At 41.3% G+C, this 16,659-nt stretch carries 16 protein-coding genes; 9 read left to right on the forward strand and 7 right to left on the reverse strand.

All coding sequences use genetic code 11. The features are described from left to right. Nucleotides 1-73 precede the first annotated feature (73 nt). The gene (locus ACX0HA_RS09210) at nt 74-502 is read right to left on the reverse strand and encodes a response regulator (RefSeq protein WP_458844980.1); all 429 of its coding nucleotides are present in this window, start codon (nt 500-502) and stop codon (nt 74-76) included. A gap of 191 nt (nt 503-693) precedes the next feature. On the opposite strand from ACX0HA_RS09210, the gene ACX0HA_RS09215 reads away from it, so the two are divergent. From ACX0HA_RS09215 to ACX0HA_RS09240, 6 genes are all read left to right on the forward strand, one after another. Then, a complete protein-coding gene (locus tag ACX0HA_RS09215; RefSeq protein WP_458844981.1) occupies nt 694-1,212 on the forward strand; it encodes a thioredoxin family protein in 519 nt (172 codons plus the stop codon). A gap of 65 nt (nt 1,213-1,277) precedes the next feature. Continuing rightward, nucleotides 1,278-1,664: a rhodanese-like domain-containing protein gene (locus tag ACX0HA_RS09220; RefSeq protein WP_458844982.1), complete on the forward strand. Its 387-nt coding sequence runs from the start codon at nt 1,278-1,280 to the stop codon at nt 1,662-1,664. Between the two features lie 42 nt (nt 1,665-1,706). After that, nucleotides 1,707-2,456 (forward strand): histidine kinase, encoded by a 750-nt coding sequence (locus tag ACX0HA_RS09225; protein WP_458844983.1) that lies wholly within the window; start codon nt 1,707-1,709, stop codon nt 2,454-2,456. Further along, on the forward strand, nt 2,425-3,147 hold the full coding sequence (locus tag ACX0HA_RS09230) for a LytR/AlgR family response regulator transcription factor (protein ID WP_458844984.1): 723 nt from the start codon (nt 2,425-2,427) through the stop codon (nt 3,145-3,147). Before ACX0HA_RS09225 ends, ACX0HA_RS09230 begins: the two co-directional genes overlap by 32 nt. Nucleotides 3,148-3,415: 268 nt before the next feature. Then, the gene (locus tag ACX0HA_RS09235) at nt 3,416-5,686 is read left to right on the forward strand and encodes a cation:proton antiporter domain-containing protein (RefSeq protein ID WP_458844985.1); all 2,271 of its coding nucleotides are present in this window, start codon (nt 3,416-3,418) and stop codon (nt 5,684-5,686) included. A 5-nt stretch (nt 5,687-5,691) separates the two neighbouring features. After that, nucleotides 5,692-6,075, forward strand: coding sequence for a hypothetical protein (locus ACX0HA_RS09240; protein WP_458844986.1), 384 nt, complete (start codon nt 5,692-5,694; stop codon nt 6,073-6,075). A 145-nt stretch (nt 6,076-6,220) separates the two neighbouring features. Here the strand turns inward: ACX0HA_RS09240 and ACX0HA_RS09245 are convergent, their stop codons facing one another. From ACX0HA_RS09245 to ACX0HA_RS09255, 3 genes are read right to left on the reverse strand one after another with little or no spacing between them, the layout of a single operon-like run. Next, nucleotides 6,221-7,309: an efflux RND transporter periplasmic adaptor subunit gene (locus ACX0HA_RS09245; protein WP_458844987.1), complete on the reverse strand. Its 1,089-nt coding sequence runs from the start codon at nt 7,307-7,309 to the stop codon at nt 6,221-6,223. Between the two features lies 1 nt (nt 7,310). Continuing rightward, nucleotides 7,311-10,523 (reverse strand): efflux RND transporter permease subunit, encoded by a 3,213-nt coding sequence (locus ACX0HA_RS09250; protein WP_458844988.1) that lies wholly within the window; start codon nt 10,521-10,523, stop codon nt 7,311-7,313. A 13-nt stretch (nt 10,524-10,536) separates the two neighbouring features. Beyond that, on the reverse strand, nt 10,537-11,907 hold the full coding sequence (locus ACX0HA_RS09255) for a TolC family protein (protein ID WP_458844989.1): 1,371 nt from the start codon (nt 11,905-11,907) through the stop codon (nt 10,537-10,539). Between the two features lie 173 nt (nt 11,908-12,080). Here ACX0HA_RS09255 and ACX0HA_RS09260 point away from each other — a divergent pair, with 173 nt between their 5' ends. Genes ACX0HA_RS09260 through ACX0HA_RS09270 form a run of 3 tightly spaced genes read left to right on the forward strand, consistent with a single transcriptional unit; the run spans nt 12,081 to nt 14,898 of the window. Beyond that, nucleotides 12,081-13,121 carry a sensor histidine kinase gene (locus ACX0HA_RS09260; protein WP_458844990.1) on the forward strand — a complete coding sequence of 347 codons (1,041 nt, stop codon included), beginning with the start codon at nt 12,081-12,083 and terminating at the stop codon, nt 13,119-13,121. Beyond that, on the forward strand, nt 13,105-13,824 hold the full coding sequence (locus tag ACX0HA_RS09265) for a LytR/AlgR family response regulator transcription factor (protein ID WP_458844991.1): 720 nt from the start codon (nt 13,105-13,107) through the stop codon (nt 13,822-13,824). The genes ACX0HA_RS09260 and ACX0HA_RS09265 overlap by 17 nt, the downstream gene beginning before the upstream one ends. Nucleotides 13,825-13,851: 27 nt before the next feature. After that, nucleotides 13,852-14,898, forward strand: a complete 1,047-nt coding sequence (locus tag ACX0HA_RS09270) for an NAD(P)-dependent alcohol dehydrogenase (RefSeq protein ID WP_458844992.1) — start codon at nt 13,852-13,854, stop codon at nt 14,896-14,898. A 71-nt stretch (nt 14,899-14,969) separates the two neighbouring features. On the opposite strand, the gene ACX0HA_RS09275 is transcribed toward ACX0HA_RS09270, so the two are convergent. The 3 genes from ACX0HA_RS09275 to ACX0HA_RS09285 all read right to left on the reverse strand — a co-directional run bounded on the left by ACX0HA_RS09275 (nt 14,970) and on the right by ACX0HA_RS09285 (nt 16,650). Beyond that, nucleotides 14,970-15,392, reverse strand: coding sequence for a DUF3995 domain-containing protein (locus ACX0HA_RS09275; RefSeq protein ID WP_458844993.1), 423 nt, complete (start codon nt 15,390-15,392; stop codon nt 14,970-14,972). 71 nt (nt 15,393-15,463) lie between these two features. Continuing rightward, entirely contained in the window at nt 15,464-15,742 is a 279-nt protein-coding gene (locus ACX0HA_RS09280) for a GNAT family N-acetyltransferase (RefSeq protein WP_458844994.1), read from the reverse strand. Between the two features lie 11 nt (nt 15,743-15,753). Then, entirely contained in the window at nt 15,754-16,650 is an 897-nt protein-coding gene (locus tag ACX0HA_RS09285) for a pirin family protein (RefSeq protein WP_458844995.1), read from the reverse strand. Between the last annotated feature and the right edge of the window lie 9 nt (nt 16,651-16,659).

Here is a 16,659-nt window from a genome sequence, read left to right on the forward strand (position 1 = left end):
GAAGAAATCTTTATGAATAAGCATGCAGTATAATATAAAAGAATTTTATTCTATACGATATTGTGTTGAAGTCCTATTTTTTTGAAGAAAAATTTTGGATATTTTCTTTCCAGTAGTCGATAAGATTTTTAATCTTTTCTTTGTATTTGTTATAGTCATTGCCTTTTTGAATATAACCCTGGATAGCAAGCCTGTTGGCCTGCTTTATCGAATATTCATCCTGAGCATTGGAAATAAATATATAAGGTATGTCTTTGTCGGCTAAGACTTCTTCTTCAATAATAATATTTCTAAGCTCAAATCCGCCAAGTTTAGGCATATTGATATCTGAGATTATTATGAAGGGATTGACTTCGGGTTTCCTTATATATTCCAGAGCCTCTGTACTGTCACAAAAGAACATTATGTTATTCTTATAGCCAAGGTCGCGGAATATCTGTTTTAAGATATCCCTGTCGTCTTCGTCATCTTCTATAACAAGTATGTCCCTATGCATTTTCATGATTGATCGCTTTGGTTGATGGAGTTTCTCAATTCCCCTGCAAAATATGATATTTCTGTAAAACCCAATTACGGTTTTTCCGCAATTCTTCAGATTTTTCTTAGTTTGATATTATATCCTAAGCAGATATATCGTATAAGTAATTTCCTTAAATTGCGTATCTAAATTTACCAATTATAATTTACCAAACCATGAAATTAAAGTCAATATTTATATGCTTGTTTCTTGTAGCTGCAATAGCAGTTGCCAATGCTCAGGAAAATGTTTCGGTATTGCTTGAGAAAGCATCTGTTCAGGCAACTAAGGAAAATAAAAAGGTGTTTGTAATGTTTCATGCATCATGGTGTAAATGGTGTAAAAAAATGGATGATAACATGACAAGCGATGCATGCCGCAAATATTTTACAGATAACTATGTTATGGTTCATATTGATGTAAAAGAGTCACCAAAAAACAAAGATCTCGAAAATCCGGGAGGTGAAGCATTGCTTAAAAAATATAAAGGCGAACAGGCCGGGTTGCCATTTTGGGTAATACTGGATGCCAAAGGCGCTGTACAGACTGATTCTTTTAATTCAAAAGGAGAGAATTTAGGTTGTCCGGGTAGTCCTGAAGAAGTAACCGAATTTATTACTAAGCTTAAGAAAACTTCAAAACTTACAGACAAGCAGCTTGCGGTAATCAGAGAGACGTTTACAATTAAGAAATAAGCCAGCGGATGTAATCGTGTATTGGTTCGTATAAAACGCTTATTTTTACATTAAAATTTAATCTTATGAAAAGAGCCATGTACTTACTGCTGTTAACTTTTGCTTTTGTATCGTGCGAAGCACAGCACAAAAAAGGGACAGAATTATTGCCTCCTGCACAATTTGAAAAAGAGATGACTCAGGATAAAGGGCAGCTGATAGATGTGCGTACGCCCAAAGAATATAAAGCAGGACACCTTGACGGGGCAACAAATATCCATTTATATGATCAGGATTTTAACGAGCGAATCAATAAACTTGATAAAAAGAAAACGGTCTACGTTTACTGTAAAGTGGGAGGCCGCAGTGCAGAAGCGGTCGAATCGCTGAAAATTAATGGCTTTGTGCATGTTGTAGAACTGCAGGGCGGTACTGATGCCTGGACAGAAGCAGGAAAACCTCTTAAGCAATAAGCTTAAGTTTATTATCTGAATTTTCAAAACTAATATGTCAAAATGCTGACTCCACTAAATATTATACTTGCAGCTGTAATTACTATACTATTTATAGTATTGATATCGGTTATTGTAAGGTTGCGTAAAGCGGAAAAGGTTAAGAAAACACTGGAGACCCGCTTTGTTGAACTGGAGAATAAGACCAATACTCTGCAATTGCAAACCCTTGAGGCAAGGCTGAATCCGCATTTATTCAAGAACATCCTTAACTCGATACAATCACATGCTTACCAGACCTATTTTGCGATGGATAAGCTTTCCAATGTATTGGATTATATACTTTATGAAAGCCAGAACCGTTTTGTAAGTCCGCGGGAAGAGATCGAGTTTGCGTTCAACCTTATCGAAATTAATAAGATTAAGATAAGCCCGTTGTTTTCTATCAACGTTAAAAAGAAGATAGACGAGATGGATGCCCTTTATGAAGAAAAGATACTGGCTCCACTTATTTCTATTGACCTGATCGAAAATGCTTTTAAGCATGCCGACCTGCAAAGCCCGGATGCTTTTATAACGGTTGTTATTGAGTTTAAAGATAATCAGTTCTCTATGATGGTATCGAATAAGATATCACCCAAATCGACTTTTTTAAAAGAACATAGCGGCATAGGTGCTGCAACACTGGAACAGCGCCTTAAGATTATTTATAATGGCTGTTTTAAGCTGGAGCGCTATGTGGAAGAAGATATTTATATTGCCAAACTAAAAATAAACCTGCTTGAACACAAAAATCAAATGCTTACTGCTTGATGATGAGCTGCCCGGACTTACATTTTTAAAAATGGTGTGCGAGCAGATGGACGAACTGGAAGTTGTAAAAGCCTTTAACAGCCCTCAGGCATTGCTTGACGAATGGCAATCGCTGGATTTTGACCTGCTCATTACCGATATTGAAATGCCGGGAATGAATGGGCTTCAGGTGGCAGATGCTATAAAAGGCAAAGCAATTATTTTTACAACCGCTTACAAGAACTTTGCTGTTGATGCTTTTGACAGGAATGCAGTAGATTATGTGGTTAAACCGGTTAAACCGGAACGCCTAAAGCAAGCAGTGCAAAAAGTTGCTGCACGTATAGCAAAACCTGAAGAAACATCCAAACAGATTCAGCTGAATACCGATAAAGGAAAAGCACTTATAAATACGGCAAAAATATTTTGCATTGTTACTTCTACGATCGATAGTCGCGATAAAATACTTTTTCTTAATGACAGCTCAAAGATCACGGTCAAAAATAGTTCATTTGAGAAACTGCTGGAGATGCTCCCGGATGCGGAATTTTGCCGTATCAATAAAAAGGCTGTCATAGCGCTAAGGCATGTGCAGTTTTACAGCCATGATGAGATAACTGCCGATATCATTTATCCTGATGGTAAAAACTTTACCTTTCCTTTAAGCGAGATCTACCGTAATGACTTTATGAAAAAGGTGAAAGGGAATTGAGAATTGAGAATTGAGAATTGAGAATTGAGAATTGAGAATTGAGAATTGAGAATTGAGAATTGAGAAGAATGGTTAAACATCTAACATCTCTTGTCTATTATCTCACATCTTTCATCTAATATCTCAATACTAAAATCTAATCTCTCGTTTTCATTACATAATTTATCCCTTTTACTACAAAACCTTTGTAAGCTAACTGTTCCCGTGCTGTTTAGGAGTTTATTTCTGTGTAGTTTTGCCGCAAATTAACTACAAGCCAAAAACACACATGAAAAACTTTAAAACAAGTGCCTTTTATATAGGGGTAATTGCTTTTTTTTCAGCACTGATTTATTGGGCACTCAAGAATGGTAAAACCCTTGAGGCCGGACAAAACATTGTTGATAAAACTTCGGGTAAAGGACAATGGGGAGATTTTGTAGATTCCCTGTTTCATAACCTTACGCATCCCTTAGCACTATTACTGGTACAAATCATCACAATAATATTCGTTGCCCGCCTTTTCGGGTGGATATGCCGTAAGATAGGGCAGCCAACCGTTATCGGCGAAATGATTGCGGGTATTGTTTTAGGGCCATCATTAGTGGGTACCGTCTTTCCTGAATATTCAGCGTTATTATTTCCAAAAGAATCACTGGGTAACCTGCAATTCTTAAGTCAGATAGGCCTTATATTGTTTATGTATGTGGTAGGTATGGAACTTGACCTTACAGTACTTAAAAATAAAGCAAAAGATGCGGTGGTTATCAGTCATGCAAGTATAATAATCCCTTTTACTATGGGGATCATGCTTGCTTATTTCATTTATCAGGATTTCGCACCAAACGGAGTAGCATTCGCATCTTTCGGATTGTTCCTGGGTATAGCGATGAGTATTACCGCCTTTCCTGTACTGGCGCGTATTGTTCAGGAGCGCGGACTTCACCGTACCCGAATAGGGGCACTCGTTATTACCTGTGCCGCTGCCGATGATATCACAGCATGGTGTATACTGGCTGCCGTTATCGCTATCGTAAAAGCGGGCTCATTTGTAAGTTCATTATACATTATAGGTCTTTCTATTGCTTATGTATTCCTGATGCTTTGGGTAGTAAAACCTTTCCTTAAGCGTATAGGAGATCTCTACAGCAATAAAGAAACACTGGCAAAACCAGTTATAGCAATATTTTTCCTTACACTATTGATATCTTCTTATGCAACAGAGGTCATTGGTATCCATGCGCTGTTCGGAGCATTTATGGCTGGTGCCATCATGCCTGATAACATGCGTTTCAGAAGTATCTTTATTGAGAAAGTTGAAGACGTTTCTCAGGTAATGCTTTTACCACTATTCTTTGTGTTTACAGGATTACGTACACAGATCGGATTACTTGATGATCCCTATTTATGGAAAGTATGCGGACTTATAATTGCAGTTGCCGTAATAGGTAAATTTGCAGGAAGTGCAATTACAGCAAGGTTTGTCGGGCAGAATTGGCGGGACAGTTTTACGATTGGTGCATTGATGAATACACGCGGACTGATGGAGCTTATCGTTCTTAACATTGGTTACGATCTAGGGGTGCTTTCTACAGAGATATTCTCGATGATGGTTATTATGGCACTTGCAACAACCTTTATGACGGGTCCCGCGCTGGATTTGATAGGTTATATTTACAACAGAAAGAAAAACTACATTCCGGCTGAGATACGCCAGGAAAGCAGGTTTAAGATATTAGTGTCATTTGATAGCCCTGAAAACGGGAAATCATTGCTTAGGCTTGGTAACTCATTGGTGAAAAAAATGCGCTCTAATGCTATGGTTACTGCAATGCACATATTGCCAAGTAGTGAGATTCATACCTTTAACCTTGAGGAATACGAAAAAGAAAGTTTCAAGCCGGTACTAGCCGAAGCCGAAGAGCTTGGGCAAAAGGTAACAACACTGTTCAAGGCATCTACAGACATTGACAGTGATATTGCAACTGTAGCGAATAAAGGTGAATTTGACCTTGTACTGATCGGAATAGGGCAGAGCATATTTGAAGGTACGTTATTAGGTAAGATTTTAGGCTTTACTACAAGGATAATTAATCCGGAGAGTATTGTTAATACCATTACAGGTAAAGAAAAGCTTTTTGAGAACTCACCCTTTGATGAACGTACCCAGCATATTATTTCCAAGAGCGAGGCATCTGTGGGGATTTTAGTTGACAAGGAGTTTAAAAGTACTGACAGGGTGTTTGTTTCCATATTTGATGCTGCCGATAGTTTCCTTATTGATTATGCACAAAAGCTTATCAGCAATGTGGGATCTCAGGTTACAGTTCTTGATGCCGACGGCTCGGTTAAGAATAATCCTCAGATAAAAGAGGCTATCCGTATTATTGAGCACAATGTGCCTAATCATATTAAACTACTGAGTCAGCGTACACTTGAAAAAGAGTTCCTGCAGGGACAGGATCTTATGATCATTAGCGTTGACAGCTGGAAAAAACTGGTAGAATCACGTAGCCCATGGCTTAACGATACTCCGTCATTGTTAATCATAAAACAATAATGGGCGTGAATATACTTAAAATAGCGTTGCTGTCGTGCCTGTTAACGCCGGGTGCCTATGCACAGGAAACTCCTGCTGCAACAGATGTGCCCAAAACAATTAAAAATGTCGAAGCCGGCTTTGACGGATTACTGGCTGTATCATACGGCAGCGATGTATTGGGCATAAACGTTGGAGGCCCGAGCCTTAAATATAAGTTTACTAAAAAGTTTAAAGTAGGGGTAGGTGCTTTTCCTTCGCTGTTCATAGCTGATGATAAAGCAGTACCGCGTTTGGCAGTATCGCCAATAATTGAATACAACCGCTGGATGTTTATTACTCCTTACTACGGCTATGATAGCAAGAATAAGCAGATATGGACGTTCGGGTTTGGATATAAATTCATATAGTTATTACTAACTGCATAAGGTTTATTAATTTGAGGGAAAAAGGATAATCAGAAGAGATTATCCTTTTTCTGTTTAAAAACGAATCCCCGGAGAGCAATGCTTCCGGGGATTCTACCAAACAAAATAACCAGGAGAAAAATCTCGGTTAACCTTTTATATCTGTGCCGTCTTTAAGTTCTTCGCTTGCAGCCTTAACCAGTTTTTCGTTAGGAGTAAGCTCTCCGAATATTTCAACGCTTTCGGCTGTTTCACGTCCTTTTTTCACGGGTACGCGCTGTGTCTTATTGTCTTTTACACGAATTACGAATATGCCTTCGGCTGTAGCGATAACTGCCGATTTTGGCACTACAAAAGTGCTGTCCTGTGCTTTTAGCGGAAGCAATACTTCGGCAACCATGCCCGGAAGCAGTTTACTGTCGCTGTTTATTACGTCCATCTCTACACGTTCTGAACGCAGCCTCAGGTCAAGTGCACCCGACATACGCTGAATCTTAGCCTTAAAATTATCATTTGGAAGTGAGCGTACGTTAAATCCGATCTCATCATCTTTTTTAAGGTAGCCTGTATAGATTTCAGGAACTGATACTGCAAGCCTTAGTTTCTTTTGGTCCTGTACGGTAAGCAGCGGAAGGTCTGAACCTTTTCCTGCAGGGCCCACATAGGCACCAGTATTCACATTACGTGCTGTTACTATTCCGGTAAAAGGCGCTCGTATCTGAAGATAACTTTGGTTCACCTGAATTTCTCTTACTGTTGCTCTTGCAGCCTGCAATTGCGCATAGTCAGAGCTTTTGCGTGCCAGTGCCTGGTCAAGATCATTTTTAGAGATGGTGCCTTCAACTTTACTGGTTTCAAGGAAACGGTTATAGTTGGCATTGCTGCCTGTATAAACCGCTTCAAGCGAATGCAGCCTTGATTGTGCGGCCGCAAGCTGTGAGCTTATCTCAGGTGCTTCAAGCTGTATCAAAACTTGTCCTTCGGTAACCTGAGAGCCAATGTCTACTTTAAGTTCCTTTACATAGCTGGCTACTTTAGCATACAGGTCTACCTGGCGGAAACCTGACAGTTCTGCCGGAAGGCGAATCTCTGATGATAATTTTTCTTTTTTAAGGTCAAATGTTTCTATTACGGGAGCAGCATCAAAAGGGATAGCTTCCTTTTTTTCTTCGCCGCAACTGTTGAGTAGCAATGCGGATAGAAGAAGAGCCGATGGTATTATTAATGTCTTTTTCATTTTATTGGTGTTCTATAGTAGGTACATAAAATTTACTTTCTTCATCTTCGGGATCAAGGGAAACCGACTGAGTAGTGGCATTGCCCTGTGCCCATGCAAAAATTAACGGAAGGATGATCAGTACGGCAAAGGTGGAAAACAATAACCCTCCGATAACAGCTCTTCCCAGCGGCGATACCTGCTCTCCGGCTTCACCGTGGCCTATGGCCATTGGCAGCATACCCGCGATCATCGCAACCGAGGTCATAATGATAGGGCGAAGACGGAGCGATGCAGCTTCCCTTGCTGATTGCAGTGCATTACCATTCTTTCTTCGTAATTGTTCGGCATTGGTAATAAGCAGTACGGCATTGGCAATGGATACCCCAACCGACATGATGATTCCCATATACGATTGTAGGTTAAGCGTAGAGCCTGTTGCCAACAGCATCAGCAATGCGCCAAGTACTACGGCAGGTACAGTGGTAAGTACCACTAACGATACCCTGAACGACTGGAAGTTGGCAGCAAGCATCAGGAAGATAACCACTACAGCTATCAGTAATCCTGACTGCAGGCTTTTCATGGTTTCTACCAATACTTTACTAAGTCCTATCGGCTCAATAAATAATCCTCGTGGCAGTTCGCCAAGGCCCGTAATTACATTGTTTACGTCTTTTGTGGCAGTACCAAGGTCGGTATGGTCTATGTTTGCCGTTACCGATATGTATGGCATGGCTCCAAGGTTGTCGTTTTCGCCGTGGGTTTCAGACTGTGTAATTGTAGCCACATCGCCAAGTACTGGCCTTACTGAGTTCTTCAATAGCGGAATCTCATTAATGTCGTTTTTGGTCATCATGTTATTCAGTGGTACCTGAACCTGTACGTTATAAGATAATCCAGCTTTCTCGTCGATCCACGTATTCTTTTCGGTATAACGGGATGATGATGTAGAGGCTATCAGTGAACGCGAAACATCATTCATATCTACGCCTAACTGTGCAGCTCTTGTACGGTCAATGTTTATATCCAGCGCAGGGTAGTGGATAGGCTGTGCTATCTGTACATCCCTGAAATAGTCTTTTTGTTTCAGCCCCGCAATGATTTTGTTCGCATACTCTTCATTGAGCTTTTTGTTCTTGCCGGCAATCCTGATCTCTACAGGAGTAGGCGACCCCTGGCTCAGTACTTTATCGGTAAGCTCTATAGGCTCAAAAGATATTGATGCTCCCGGAACATTTTTTTTGATCCTTGCCCTAAGCTCATCTTTAAAACTGTCCATATCGCCATTATGATAATCTTTAAGGGCAATCTGGAATACAGCTTCATGCGGTCCTGCCATGAACAGGTAAATAGGAGAAACAGAGAACAACGATGGGTGAGTACCCACATATACCGAAGATATACCTATATGCTCTTTTCCTACCATTGTTTCAATCTCTTTTAATACGGCCTGTGCTTTTTCTTCGGTGCGTTCAATACGTGTACCATCAGCAAGACGCATTCTTACCTGGAACTGGCTTGAGTTCACCTTAGGGAACACATCCTGACCAATAACGTTCAGCATCAGTACAGCTATTGCTGAAATACCCAAGAGATAGGCCAGAGACACAAATTTACGTTTTGGCATCAGTCGGTCTATCAGTTTCATAAAACGAAGCCTGAAGCGCTCAAAACGGCTCAGTTTGCCATCATCATCAAAATCTTCCCTGTCGGCAAAAGCCTGTTTGTCATGTGTTGCGTGGGCTTTACCATGTCCGCCTGATTTCATCAGCCAGTTGGCCATTACAGGAACGAACGTCTGCGAAAGCAGGAAGGATATCACCATGGAGAATCCTATGGCTAGTGCCAACGGTAAGAATAATGCTCCCGGTATGCCTTTCATGGTAAATGCAGGTGCAAATACCGCAATGATACACAATAATATCAATAGTTTTGGCAACGCGATCTCTTTACACGCATCCCATATCGCGAGGGCCTTGGGTTTGCCCATGTCGAGATGCTGGTGAATATTTTCGATGGTTACGGTACTCTCATCTACAAGTATACCAATAGCCAGTGCCAGTCCGCTCAGTGACATCAGGTTGATTGTCTGTCCGAATAATTTAAGGAACAATACACCTGATATAATAGAGATTGGTATTGTAAGGATAACAATGAGCGCTGCTCTTTTGTCACCAAGGAAAAGGATAACCATCAGTCCGGTTAACACCGCTCCGATGATACCTTCGGTGATAAGACTTTTTACCGAGTTAATTACATAAACCGACTGGTCAAATTCGTATGATATCTTTACATCTTCAGGCAGTGTGCTCTGTATTTTCGGAAGGTTTTCCTTAAGGTTTTTTACAACTTCCCAAGTTGAGGCATCGCCGGCTTTGGCTATACTCACATATACCGAACGCTTCCCATTAATGAGAGCATAACCGTTGGTAATATCGGCACCGTCTCTTACTGTGGCTACATCACCTAAGGAAAGATTCTGAACGCCGCCTTTGAATAAAGGGATCTTCTCAAAATCCTTGATTTCTTTTATGGTGTTGTTGGTTGGTGTAAGGTAGTTTTTATCGCCTATCCTTACGTTACCTGATGGGGCTGTCTGGTTGTTAATCCTTATCGCTTCTACAATCTGATCCGGGGTAAGGTTGTGCGAGCGAAGCTGTGCCGGGTCAACATTTATCTCTATGGTCCTTGGGCTTCCGCCAAATGGAGGAGGCGACAATAATCCCGGTATCGAGGTAAATGACGCACGTACATATACGTTAGCTAAATCCTGAAGTTCATTATTGGTACGTGTTTTACTGCTCAGTACCAATTGTCCTACCGGAAGGGAAGAAGCATCAAAACGGATAACGAACGGTGGCTGTGACCCCGGAGGGAAAGCTGCCTGAATCCTGTTAGACAGGGCACTCAGCTCGGCTGCTGCCTGTGCCATGTTAGTATCTTCGTAGTAGGTAACCTTCATCAGGGTAAGGCCCTGTATGTTTTTTGTTTCTATCGATTTCACACCATTGGCAAATAGCATGATGTTGATGTAGTTCTTGGCAAAATACGATTCCATCTGGTCGGGTGTGTAACCGCCAAAAGGGTGGGCAAGGTAGATAACAGGCAGGTTCATTTTAGGCAGGATATCTACCTTAACGTCCTTTACTGCCCCGATGCCGAAAAAGAACAGTCCGGCTACCAGTACCAGTATGGAGATAGGCTTGCGGAGTGCAAAACGTATTAAATTCATTATTTAATAGATATTAAAATTCGTTGATAAAAAGGTTGAAGTCGCCTGTAGCAGCTGATTTCATCAGCAATGCCTGCCATACATTGGTATAAATGATATCACGGTCGGTCTCGGCACGATTGAGCGTATAAAGTGCCTGCGTTACATCAACCAGATTGGTAAGGCCATTATTGTACAGGGTAGTGCGCTGCAGGTAAGCCTGCTGTGCTGCTTTAACCTGTTTTGGTGCTTCAGTAAAGTTTTGCATAGCATAATCCATACGGACATTAGCGGCATCTTCCTGTGCTTTAAGCTGAAGATCTACGGCCTGGTATTCATCCTGTAGTCCCTGAGAGATAAGTTTCTGTGCACTCACTTTTTTAGATGAACGCGCAATGGAAGTCAGGTTCCAGGTCATACCTACTCCTAACAGATAGTTTTGGCGGGTAGGGTCTACGCCATCAAAATAATTACGGGTATAGGCAGTCTGGTCTGAAGCGTAGGTGCTGCTAAAACCTGAGCCCCTTGTCTGTAATACACCAAACATGTTAAACGTTGGATAGTATTCCCTTTTATATAGACCTAATTGTGAATCGCTGAGTTCAATCCTGCTTTTATAGAACTGGCGTACAGGATTGTTTAGGCTGTCTGCCTGATTTGTACCTGTAATGGTTGCTTTAGGAATTGATGCCACAAAAGTGGTATCGGCGATAAAATCTGCAGGTTCAATACCCATAAGCTCTACCAGTCTGTTGTTTTGCAGCTTTACCTGTTCCTTAATTTGGTTCAGGGCGATCTTAGCCCTTGATACTTCGGCGGAAGCCAGTGTAGAATCTACACCTGCAAGGAGCCCGTTTCTCACCCTGATAGCGGCATTTTTATGCACAACCTCAGAGCGTTCAAGATTCTTGATCTGCGAACGTTCCAATCGCTGGCTCGCTAACAGGTTAAGGTAAGCTCCGGCAATTTTTACTTTTTGTTGGAATTGTTCCTGCTCAAAGTCCTTTTGTTGCCTGTTGGCATCGGCTTTGGCAATGTTGATGCGCTGCTGCATTCTCCCGAATGTGAAGAAATCCCAGTTCATGTTTACCAGGTACAGCGCCCCGAAGGCTGCATTCCAGTTTTGTTCCGGCAACGGAAGCCCAGATGAAGCAACGGCAAGTCCGCCAAGACCATAAAGCGGGCCATTCTGTCCGTTTACCGTACCGTAATCCTGCTGAGCCGAAAGGTTAAGGTTAGGCAGGTAATCACGTCTGGCCTGTTTTACAGTTTCCTGCGCTGCTTTAGCATAGCTTTCTTTGGCCTTTACGAGGCCGTAGTTGGCAATGCCTTTGTCTACTGCATCTTTCAGGGAAAGCCTTGTCTGGCTAAAACCGCTAAAAGAGGCAAGAAGCAGGATTAACATTAATTTTGGTGAATACATTGTAGTAAGTGATTAATGGTGTTTTTTGGAAATTATTGGCAAATGTACATTGGGGTTTTGGGCGAAGCCGATAATTAATGATGAATTGAATTGGTCATACAAATTGTTACAGTTATGCATTTATGTAGTTACTTTGCAGTAAGAAATGTAATGGCATGAATAAAATTTTCAGGAATGTAATTGAGAATAAATGGTCGCAGGAGTTTTTTATACTGGCATTCTCTTTCATTCTTTTTACCCTTAACGACTGGATACTCATCAAGTCATGGCGCGGCATCTGGTCGGGTTGCATGTATTTCCTTATGCTTTATGGACACGCACAGCTCAACCGCTTTTTGCTTTTGCCTTTTTTACTAAAAAAGCACAAGGTTTTGTTGTATTTTCTGCTTACAGCACTATTGGTTTTTGTCTTTTCAATAATCATGTATGAGGTAGCAACACTATGGATATACAAGAACTGTTTCCTGTATAAATCATCGGAGCAGAAGAGCTATCTTTTTCAGGCGGCGACACTGGTGGCAACGCTTATCTGTATACTATCGGTACACATGATATTGCAGTTTTACCGAGACCGCAAGAAGCTTGATCAGGAAAAGATATTGTACAATCAGGCACAGCTTAACTCATTGAGAGAGCAGCTTAATCCTCACTTTTTGTTCAACACCTTTAATACGCTGTATGGTATCAGCCTTCAGTATCCGCAACGCACACCGGAGCTCATCATGCATGTATCGCAACTGATGCGTTACCAACTGGAAAGCAACGAAAGGCAATGTGTAGCGCTTGAAGATGAGATAAATTTCATCAGCAGTTATATAGAACTTGAGAAAGAGCGTGTAGGCTATCGCTGCAATATCAGTTTCAATAGTGAGATCGATGATGCCAATGCCTATAAGATACCGCCAATGCTGCTTATCTGTTTTATTGAGAACGCCTTTAAGCACGGCACCTGCACCATAGAAAAATGCTTTGTGGATGTGGATATTACCGTAACCGATGGAAAACTTGAAATGGTAGTAAGGAACTCACTACCGGAGAAGAAGACCGAAGTGGTGTCTACAAAGATTGGTATCAAGAACACTTCAGAACGATTAAGACTGCTGTATGGTGGTAATTATTCGCTGGACATACAGGAAACCGATATTTATACCGTAAATTTACAATTACAGCTAAAGAGGTATGAGCCAGTCAGTTAAAAAATGTATAATAATAGACGATGAGCCTGCCGCGCATTATGTGCTGGCTAACTACATCAGCCAAAATCCGTTACTGGAACTTGTTTTTCAGGGATATAATGGGGTAGAGGCTATGGAATATCTCGAGAGTAATACGGTTGATCTTATGTTTCTTGATATTGACATGCCTGAAATATCGGGTATTGAAATGCTCCAAAAACTGGTAAAACCACCCCGTACCATATTAACCACTGCCTATAGCGAGTTTGCACTCGAGAGCTATGAGTATGGCGTACTAGATTATCTGCTAAAGCCTATCTATTACCCACGTTTTGAAAAAGCCATCGATCGTTTTTTTGAACTCGAAGGAAATGTACCTGAGCCCGAAAAGGCAGAGGAAGTAACCGGAAGCATTAATGTAAAAGTAGACAGCGATACAATCCCAATTGAACTGAATGGCATATTGTATGCCCAGAGTTATGGCAACTATGTAAAGATAATTACCCAAAAGCGAAATTACCTTGCTACGATAACCACTAACGACCTTGAAAGGATGCTGCCATCATCGCAGTTTATGAGGGCGCATAAATCGTATATCATTGCACTTGACAAGGTAGATGAAGTGATGAAAGATCACGTGGTGATAAAGCGCAATCCTATCCCGATAGGAATTACTTATCGCCGTGAACTGGCCGAAAAATTGAAACATTTGATCAAAAACTAAAATATAATAACCAAAAAACAACAAACTATGATTCAGGTAAAAGCTTTTGCAGCTTATGATGCGGAAACGCCTCTTAAGTCTTTTGAATTTGAACGTCAGGAAGTAGGGCCTAACCAGGTACAGATAGAGATATTATACAGTGGTGTTTGCCACTCTGATATCCATACTGCCAAAGGTGACTGGAGTCCTGCAATATACCCACTGGTTCCGGGGCATGAAATCGTGGGAAGGATCATCAAAAAAGGAGAGAATGTAACTAAATTCTCTGAAGGCGAACTGGCCGGTGTAGGTTGTTTTGTTGACTCTTGCCGTACTTGTGCAAGCTGTAAAGAGGGTGAAGAGCAATTCTGCGAAGAAGGAATGACAGGTACTTATAACAGCTATGAGCGCGGGACTAACATCCCTACTTATGGAGGTTACTCAACAACTATTACAGTAGATCAGGATTATGTACTACACGTGTCAGAAAAACTGGATATTAAAGGAGTAGCGCCATTGCTTTGTGCAGGTATCACTACTTACTCTCCGTTACGTTACCTTAAAGTAGGTAAAGGGCATAAAGTAGCTGTACTTGGCCTTGGTGGATTGGGCCACATGGCGGTTAAATTTGCAGCATCTTTTGGTGCTGAGGTTACCATGCTGAGCACATCGCCATCTAAAGAGGCCGATGCTAAATCGTTGGGAGCACATCATTTTGCCCTGACTACCAATCCTGCTACTGTAGCTTCACTGGCAAATACCTTTGATGTGATCATCAATACGGTATCGGCTAAGCATGATTATAATACCTACCTTAACATGCTGAACAAAAACGGTACTATGGTAATTGTAGGTGTGCCACCGGCAGGTGAGCCGCTTAATGCTTTCTCTATGATCATGAAGCGAAGAAGCATCATGGGAAGCCTTATAGGAGGTATCAAAGAGACGCAGGAAATGCTTGACTACTGTGCTGAACACAATATCACGTCTGACGTTGAAATCATCGATATGGATTATATCAATGAGGCGTATGAAAGAATGAACAGAAGCGATGTAAAATATCGTTTTGTAATTGATATGGCATCAATGAAATAAATTAAAGGAAAGATCATTTAAGGTTATATCTGTTTTCCTTTAAGAAGGGCAATCGTTTCGGTTGCCCTTTTTTATTGAATTAACGCTATTACAACACTGCTCAATCCAAGATATAAGCAAAGCGGAGAAAAATAACGGCTGTCGTTCTTGGCGAATAGTGTCCCTTTTATGCTTTTGAAAAAGCCGACATACTTAAAATCGCCCATGGCTCTCAGCAGAAATAGTATACCGATAGCAAGTGTTGCATATTTAATGAAGCCTGCTGAAAGATATGCTTCATAAATACCCAAATCGCCTGCGGTAATGAATGCAAAAATGCCAAGTATTGCAGCGACTATAAAAGTACCCATAATACCGGGTTCAAAGAGGACTTTGCCATCATTTTGGGTTGGGACAACACCATTTTTACCCAGGCTACCATTCAATGCCCAATAGACATGTACAAAAGACAGCATGATAAAGATTGCGGTATTTATTAGCACTAAAAAAATCATCAGGTTGTGGTTTGCTTAAAGGTAAGCAAATCAGCCTGATGATTTTTTGAATTATAGTAAATTTAAGTGCTTTATTTAGAAAGTACGTCGTGTATTTCGGGAGTTTTGTCGAACATCTTTTTAGCAAAAGGACAAAGCGGAATTATCTTTTTGTTGTTTTCTCTTGCAAAAGCTACAGCCTCATCAAGAAGTTTTCGGCCTATGCCTTTAAATTCAGGGTTACCTTCAGTATGCTCTATGATGAAGGTGTTTTCTCCTGCCCATACATAAGTCATTAATCCTGCTTTTACATCGCCTTCTTTGGCACTGAAATGGCCTTTTTTGCCATCGTCAAATCGTTTTATTTCCATTGTGATATTGGTTATTTTTTGATATTAAAATTTGGATTTTGCGGAGGTAGTGGCACAAAGCCTGTTTCTCCCGGAATTTTAGGGAAGGTCTGGTCTGTCCATCGTTGTTTAGCGTCTTCAATAAGTTCAGTACTGGTTGCTACAAAATTCCAGTAGATGTGCCTTGGTTCAGGGAATGCTTCCCCCCCAAAAATGTAAACCGTGGTATTCTCGTTCATTGTAAATTCGCAAAGCGAAGCATCTTTGGCAACCAAAAGCTGTTTTGGTTCAAAAGTATTGCCTTCGCTCTCTATACTTCCTTCCAATATATAAAGGCCGCTTTCGCCATACAGGTCTTTGCCTATCTGCAGTTTTTCTTTAGTGGTGCTCTTCAGTTCCAGAAAATACAGCGGGCTGTATACGGGAACTTCCGATTTTTTACCAAAAGCCTCACCGGCAATAAGCTTTGCTTTTACATTGCCAATATTCCATACCGGCATGCCGTCTTCTTCGATATGGGCAAAGGAAGGTTCCATTTGCTCAAGGTGTTTTGGTAATGCTACCCATATCTGTAGGCCGTGCAGTGATTTATCCGAATGGCGAAGGTATTCCGGCGTGCGTTCTGAATGCACTATTCCTTTTCCTGCAGTCATCCAGTTAACCTGCCCCGGTTTTATCTCAACTTCGATGCCCAGACTGTCGCGGTGCATGATGCTGCCTTCAAAAAGGTATGTTAAGGTCGAGAGGCCAATGTGCGGATGTGGGCCTACATCCATATTCTCGCGCTCGCTTAGGGTAACTGGCCCCATGTGGTCTATAAATGCAAAAGGCCCCACGGTTCTCCTCTCACGGAAAGGCAGTAATCTCCCGACAAGAAAGTTGCCAATATCGCTGGGACGTTCTTCTATTATTTGGCCAATGTTTGACATGATATACGT

The organism is Flavobacterium hauense (assembly GCF_054457175.1).